This is a genomic window from Deltaproteobacteria bacterium (assembly GCA_011773515.1).
GTDB lineage: Bacteria > Desulfobacterota > Deferrimicrobia > J040 > J040 > WVXK01.
Genome location: WVXK01000057.1, coordinates 86,190 through 93,001, shown reverse-complemented (window position 1 = coordinate 93,001; position 6,812 = coordinate 86,190). Strand labels below are relative to the sequence as shown.

The 6,812-nt window shown below is 56.5% G+C and carries 6 protein-coding genes; 4 read left to right on the top strand and 2 right to left on the bottom strand.

Annotated elements, in window-relative coordinates; genetic code table 11:
- Positions 1-335 precede the first annotated feature (335 nt).
- On the bottom strand, positions 336-542 hold the full coding sequence (locus GTN70_06320; GenBank protein ID NIO16600.1) for a hypothetical protein: 207 nt from the start codon (positions 540-542) through the stop codon (positions 336-338).
- 295 nt (positions 543-837) lie between these two features.
- On the opposite strand from GTN70_06320, the gene GTN70_06315 reads away from it, so the two are divergent.
- Complete coding sequence (locus GTN70_06315; protein NIO16599.1) at positions 838-2,406, top strand: nicotinate phosphoribosyltransferase; 1,569 nt, start codon at positions 838-840, stop codon at positions 2,404-2,406.
- Between the two features lie 147 nt (positions 2,407-2,553).
- A complete protein-coding gene (locus tag GTN70_06310) occupies positions 2,554-2,841 on the top strand; it encodes a hypothetical protein (GenBank protein NIO16598.1) in 288 nt (95 codons plus the stop codon).
- A gap of 95 nt (positions 2,842-2,936) precedes the next feature.
- On the opposite strand, the gene GTN70_06305 is transcribed toward GTN70_06310, so the two are convergent.
- Entirely contained in the window at positions 2,937-3,407 is a 471-nt protein-coding gene (locus GTN70_06305; GenBank protein NIO16597.1) for a hypothetical protein, read from the bottom strand.
- A gap of 482 nt (positions 3,408-3,889) precedes the next feature.
- Between GTN70_06305 and GTN70_06300 the strand changes: the two genes are divergently transcribed.
- Positions 3,890-5,383 (top strand): hypothetical protein, encoded by a 1,494-nt coding sequence (locus tag GTN70_06300; GenBank protein NIO16596.1) that lies wholly within the window; start codon positions 3,890-3,892, stop codon positions 5,381-5,383.
- Positions 5,383-6,798 (top strand): CoA transferase, encoded by a 1,416-nt coding sequence (locus GTN70_06295; GenBank protein NIO16595.1) that lies wholly within the window; start codon positions 5,383-5,385, stop codon positions 6,796-6,798. The genes GTN70_06300 and GTN70_06295 overlap by 1 nt, the downstream gene beginning before the upstream one ends.
- The last annotated feature ends 14 nt before the right edge of the window (positions 6,799-6,812 follow it).

Below are 6,812 nucleotides of genomic sequence, written 5' to 3'. Positions count from 1 at the left end.
ACGATTGGCTCTGGTAACACAGCGGGTACCGCCAGAGAGGGCGGGTTTGGGGCATTTACCTCGATTCGCGCCCGAAACCCCGCTGCCCGCCGCATCCTCTCCGGTCCGGGCGTATTCGCCTGCCGGGGCACCACTCCTGCGATGCCCTGTGAATGTTGAGGCTGATGCATGCGGGACACGCCATGGGCCTCCCTGAACCGTAGGGTACTTCGAAAACGTGCCCGCAGTCGTAGCAGGAAAATTTCGTCATCACTGCCATGGTCAGCTCACCCCCTTTCGATACCAATCCTCACGGGCCCTCGCTGATCGACCTGCCCGTTTGGATCTTTCGCGGATCAGGCAGCCCTGTCGAGATCATCCCTGCCTGACTTCGCCTCCTCACGATACGAGGGGGGAAAGTGGGCCCATACCGCCTCTCTGATCCTTTTTTTCTCCTCCTCGTATTCCTCGGCGAGGAGGATCGCGCTCGCGGCAACGAGAAAAAGGAGCAGTCCCCCGAACCAGGAGATCCACGACCCTGTCACAACGAGCATACCTTCCATCCCCTGCCTCCATTCGATACAAATTGAGAATCGCTCGATGGAGGTTTCTCTTCTCTTCCCGTACCGGAAAAAGCCACTCTCTCCACCTGTTACTGTAGAACAGTTCAACGGCCCGTTCTGTGAAAGACCTCACAAAAGACGGAGGTTTCCCCATCATTGAATCCCGATGAGAAGGCGGCCCCCGTGTTTGGAGAGGACAGGACAACCGCAACCGTGCTAATGTTAAATTAACGCACCGCCTTGCCGGAGTGACCGCCAAAGGGAACCGATTCCAGGGGCTTGCCGGGGGAAGATCGTGAAGAGTTCTTTGCGCAAGACGACCGAAGGCATCCTGTACACCGACCTGTACCAGCTCACCATGGCCCAGCTGTACTACCGGATGGGGATACACGAAAGACAGGCCAAGTTCGACCACTTTTTCCGTTCCTACCCGAACTACGGGTCTCACATGGCGGGATACTGCATCAATGCCGGCCTCGGATGGCTTCTGGACTGGATGGCGGAAGCACGGTTCGGCGAGAGGGAGATCGAGTTTTTGTCACAACAGAGAGGGAGGGCGGGCAGGAGGATTTTCGCGGACGACTTCCTCGGCTGGATGAAAAAGAGAGGCAACTTCGACGGGATCACGATTCGGGCCATCCCCGAAGGACGGGTCGTCCACCCCAACGTCCCCCTGACCGTCGTCGAGGGCCCCCTCGTCATGGCCCAGATACTCGAGTCACCGCTCCTTAACCAGCTGAACTACCAGATCCTCGTCGCCACGAAGGCGGCACGGATCCACGAGGCTTCCCTGGGACAGACGACGATCGAGTTCGGTCTGCGGCGGGGGCAGGATCGGGGGGCGATAGCGGGGGCGCGCGCCGCGCTCATCGGGGGAGCGGATTACACCTCCAACACGGGAATATCCTGCGTCCTCGGCTACCCGCCGAAGGGCACCCATGCACACAGCATGGTCCAGGCCTTCATGGCCCAGGGAGACAGCGAGCTCGATGCTTTCCGGGCCTACGCCGAGGTATACCCCGACGACTGTCTCCTCCTCGTCGATACGGTGAATACACTTAAAAGCGGGATCCCGAACGCGATCACCGTCTTCGAGGAGCTGAGGCGGAAAGGCCACGAGCCCTTGGGTATCCGTCTCGACTCGGGTGACCTGGCATACCTGAGTATCCAGGCGGCAAAAATGCTCAGCGACGCGGGATTTCCCGAAACCTCCATCGTTCTGTCGAACCAGCTCGACGAGCTCGTAATCTGGCAGATCATCAGCCAGATCACCCAGGAAGCGTCCAAATATGGCGTGGACGTGGACCACATGGTCGGCAGGCTCGTCTTCGGGGTCGGTACCCGCCTGATATCGTCAGAGGGGGAGCCAGCCCTGGACGGGGTCTACAAGCTCGTGGCCCTGAAAAACGGGGGCGAGTGGACACCGGCCATCAAAATTTCCGAGTCCATCAGGAAAATACTGAATCCCGGGATGAAACGCACCTGGCGCATATACGACACCAGGGGAAAGGCAAACGCAGACCTCATCGCAACGGCCGAAGAAAACCCGGATGGGATGGAAAAAATCCTCCTCCACCACCCGACGGAGGCGAAAACCTTCAGGATCCTCGAGATGAAGGATATCAGCGGGATGGAACCCCTCCTGGTGGATGTCATGGCGGAAGGGAAAGTCGTTCGCCACATGCCGTCGATCGAAGAGATGCGCACCCTGCGCCGCAGTGACATGGAGAGGCTCGACCCGGGCGTCAAGCGCCTCGTGAACCCCCACATTTACCACGTGTCCCTCACGGAACGGCTCTGGGACCTGAAACAGGAGATGGTCCAGACCGTGAAAAAGAACATCCGGAAAAACAGTGCCCGATGAAACGACCGCCTTTGGCTGCACGAGAAAGCCTCCCGATCCTTTTTTGCTCTTTGATCCGGGGCGCTTCCGCTTTCCAAGCCCACAAAGCCCGCCCGGATTATTCCCCGTGATTTTTCGTGCTATAGTGAACGTATCTTTTTTTTCAAAATGCTCGTCGGTTATTCGGCCGGTTTTGCCGCCTTCGCGGGAGCCACCATCGCCGAGGCAAACATGTGGAGGACCGCTTTTGCGTCCTTTAAGTTCGCCAAGTTCCTCTACCTGGGCCCCTTTCTCTTCGGCTACGTGCCAGGATTTACCCTCCAGGGAGACGCCTTCGATATCGTCATGGTCTTCGTTCTCGTCATCATAGGAACGTACCTCTACTCCTACCTGATGAGCTTTCACTGGTTCTCCCTTCTGAGGGGAGATTTCAAGGGGACGCAGGAGGCGAAGTAGACGCCCCTTCCCCGACGCCGGGGAGCATCATAGCCGGAAGGTTTCCTTCTCCATGGAGGGGATGGGGAGAAAGACCTGCCCTCCCCTACAACGGCTCACCAGTCCTCCTTGAAGGGGAGGATGATATCGTAAAACTGCTCGTAATCGGCCGGGTTGTGCCCCTTCTCTCCCCGTTTATGGAGGAAGTCGTTGACGGCGTGATGCACGAATGAAAGCGCCCTGTCCATGTACTTAACGGCTTCAAAGGGGTCAACTTTTACATTGGCGTATTCCAGGGATTCAAGAGCCTTCCTGATATTTGCCCTTGCCTGCTCGACGTCGATGCTGTCGGAAACTTCATTCACCTTGAATATCAGCCGCTCGATCTTTCTCTTGGCCCTCCGCACCTCGTATGGCGTTGCCGACATCTTTCTCCACTTCCCAAAGTATATCTTGTCGTGGAGCGAGCACAGCTCAGGGTAGGAGATATTTTTATACGGGCATTCAGAGGGGGGCTTGAAACAGGAGTCCCTGTCTTCGATCATCGGTGCATTACATACGGGGCATCGGGCAGGTTTCCCCATCATAACCATACCCTCCCGGTTGAAAATTGTTTTTTATCGTATAATACAATTTTTTCATCATATTGGTTACATTACAAGCTTAAAATTGATGCGAGCCACAGTATTTTCCAAACGGTATTTCTTTTTATTTTTGGTCATTTGCACGCTTTTTCCCTTCAAGTCCCCCATTACCGGACACTTCATGTCTCTTAAAAATAATGACTTCAAATAGCGAAATTCCTGATCAAAAATCCATTTTTCCTTGACAAACAACGAGAAAACAGATAAATTGGATTTATAATATATTAGAATAATTTTGTTTTATTAGATAAAACTTTTTAGCTGTCAAAACCTTTTACCTGCTAAAACGGTGTTATGATTTTCGGGCAACGATCCCGAAAAAATCGCTTTACGGAGGGGGTGATACATGAAATTACCCGAAGAGAGCTGTCTATGAAGGAAGATAGGCAAGGGAACTTAACTCAGTCAATCAAGGGAGGTTGATTATGGCCAAAGAAAAGAAGGATGTTGAGATCAAGTCTCGCGCGGACACCCTCGAAATGATGTCTCCCGACGTCCGCCCCTGGCCGGTAACACCACCTCCTTCCCCGGAAGAGGTAATGGAAAACGTCTACGCCAAGAGGAAAGCAGAAGAGTTCGGCAAGTGGTGCGAGGACAACCTCCGGATGGAGTACAACTTTGCCAAACCCGAAGCCCTGCAGGGACTGGTCGTCCTGGAAGTGGGCCTCTGGAGGTTGAGCCACATGTTTGCAGCATCCCTCCTTTCCGAACTCGGAGCGGAGACGATCAAGATCGAGCCTCCCGAGGGGGACCCCCTCAGGAAACTGACGCCCTTTGGAAGGGAAGAGTACATGCTCCGTGACCCTGAGACGGGTGAGCCCTCCGGGCTCGAGTTCATCTCCGAGATGAGGAACAAGCACTCGGTGACCCTCAACTTTGAAACCGAGGAGGGCAGGAAGCTCTACAAGGGGCTCGTGGCGAACGCGGACATCGTTATCGAAGGGTATCCCCCCGGCTTCACGGATGAGCTCGGCATCGGATACCGGCAGCTCAAAGAGATCAACCCCAAGCTCATCTACTGCTGGACAGGCGAGGTGGGACAGTGGGGGCCGATGAAAGACAAGGTATCAAAGTTCGGCCAGTGGATGCTCGACCCCTTCGGCCTCGTGGCCGATTCCTGGGTCCACAATACCGGCTATCCCCCGGACCTCCTGCCGAGGGGCAAGGGAGGCGACCCCACGAGATCGGGAGTGTGGCTTGCCGACTACGTGTGCGGCGAGCAGGCGGCAGTAAACATCCTTGCAGCCCTCTACTGGAGGGAGGAGTTCAGCGGAGAGGGTCAGTTCATCGAGACGACCTCCGCCGAAGCGATGATGGATATCCTCGACTTCGACATAACCTGGTACGGATTCAACGAGAGCATAAAGTCGAGGACAGGATCCTGGGACCCCAACTTGAACCAGTACGCCTGGAACCCCTGCAAAGACGGCTACATGATGATCGGCGGACAGTCCGACCGCCTCTGGTACCGGATAGGGATGTGCATAGAGAGAGACCTTCCCCAGTTCGGGAGACTCATCGGCGAGGACCCCCGCCTGAAGGAGATGGGCGCCAGAAACGCCCTGGAGGCTCTCACAAAAACCTACACGGTCACCTCCATGTGGCTGAGAAACATCAACAGGATCGAGGCGGAAGAGAAACTCATGGAGTACGATATCGCCGCCGGTCCCCTCCTCTATCTCGATGAGGTCGCTGAGTTCCCCCACTTCAAGTATCGCCCCTGGGTGCACACGATCGAGGACGAGCACTACGGGACCCTCATGTACGCATACCCGCCGCAGGGTTTCCAGATGCAGACACCGGCAAGGGTGAAGTGGCTGGGAAGGCCCCTGGGAAAGGACAACGGGGAGATATTCCGGAAGTACTTCGGCATAGGGCCCTTGACGCTTAGAAAACTCAAAGAGAAGGGGGTAGTGTGATGGAAAAAGTGAAAACAGAGTTGAGATTGGAGGATCTTCCCGGCCCCAAGAGCAGGGAGGAGCTTGAGGCAGAAAAGGCTCCCTTCGGAGAGTACTGCAAGGGAATCTTCGATGTGGGCAACGAGTTCGTAAAGCCCGCGGCGCTCAAAGGCGTCAGGTGGCTGAGCTGCACCATGTATATCTTCACGCCCCATGCCGTCGCCAACCTCGCAGAGCTCGGGGCCGAGGTGATCAAGATAGAGATGCCCAGGATGGGAGACCCCATGCGCCACACCTCTCCTTTCAACGAGGCCTACGTGTTCCCCCTCCACGACTCGAGGCCAAGGACGGGAATGGGCCTCGGGTGTGCAAACGCCAACGTCAACAAGTACACCATATCCCTTGACTACCACCTCGACGAGATGAAGGAGGCCTTCTACCGGCTCGTCAAGATATCCGACGGGCTCACCGAGTGCTACCGCCCTGGCACCTTCGACCGGTGGAAACAGAGCTACCGGTATCTCCAGGAGATAAATCCCCGGTTCATCTACGTGTGGGGTGGCGGTTTCGGCTACGGCCCGAAGGTGTTCGGGGGATCTTACGACATACTGGGGCAATCACATGCGGGTCTCGCCAGCATCACCGGCTTCCACGAGGACTTCGGCGGACACACGACCAAGGCCACCAACTGGTGCATAGACTGGTATTCGGGGACCCAGATCACCGTCGCCGTCCTCGCGGCCCTTCACTGGAGGAGGAAGACGGGGCTCGGCACGATGATCGAGTTCTCCCAGGTGCAGGCAGCGACCAGGTGCTGCGGATACGGGGTTCCCCTCTACGGCAGGTTCGGCATCGTCCGCCAGCGGTGGGGAAACTGGGACACCCAGCTCTGCGTCCACGGCATCATCATATGCGGCAAATCCGATTACCCCGACGCGAAAAACCCCCAGCTCGCCGACGAGGCAAGGTACGTGATGATCAGCGCGTTCCAGGACGAGGACTTCAAGGAGCTGTGCAGGGTGATCAAGCGCAACGACCTCTTCGAGAAGTACAAGACACACAAGGACAGGGTAGAAGCCGAACCTCAGGTGGAAATATACGACGAGCTGGAGAAGTGGGCAGCCGACAAGAGCAGATCGGAAGTCGTCAAAATTCTCGAGGAGGCAGGGCTCCTTGCCATGCCCATCTTGAACGACGAGGAGGTCTACAAATCCGACCACTATCACGAGAGAGGCACGGTCCGGTGGCTGGATGACCCCCTCTACGGAGACCTGGTGACGCACAGCACATATAGTACCGGCCTGATGTCCAAGACCCCGAGAAGGAAGCTGTGGGAGATGAGGCCGGTCGGCGCCGACAACACCAAGATCTATCACGAGCTGCTGGGATACCCCATGAGCACCGTGAACGAGTGGTACGAAAAGGGCTACGTGTAAAACGTAACCGGGAG

Bases quoted from the DNA above. Each gene is read 5' to 3' on its own strand.
- GTN70_06310 (NIO16598.1), top strand. From the start codon at position 2,554: ATGCTCGTCGGTTATTCGGCCGGTTTTGCCGCCTTCGCGGGAGCCACC.
- GTN70_06295 (NIO16595.1), top strand. From the start codon at position 5,383: ATGGAAAAAGTGAAAACAGAGTTGAGATTGGAGGATCTTCCCGGCCCC.
- GTN70_06305 (NIO16597.1), bottom strand. From the start codon at position 3,407: ATGATGGGGAAACCTGCCCGATGCCCCGTATGTAATGCACCGATGATC.
- GTN70_06320 (NIO16600.1), bottom strand. From the start codon at position 542: ATGGAAGGTATGCTCGTTGTGACAGGGTCGTGGATCTCCTGGTTCGGG.
- GTN70_06300 (NIO16596.1), top strand. From the start codon at position 3,890: ATGGCCAAAGAAAAGAAGGATGTTGAGATCAAGTCTCGCGCGGACACC.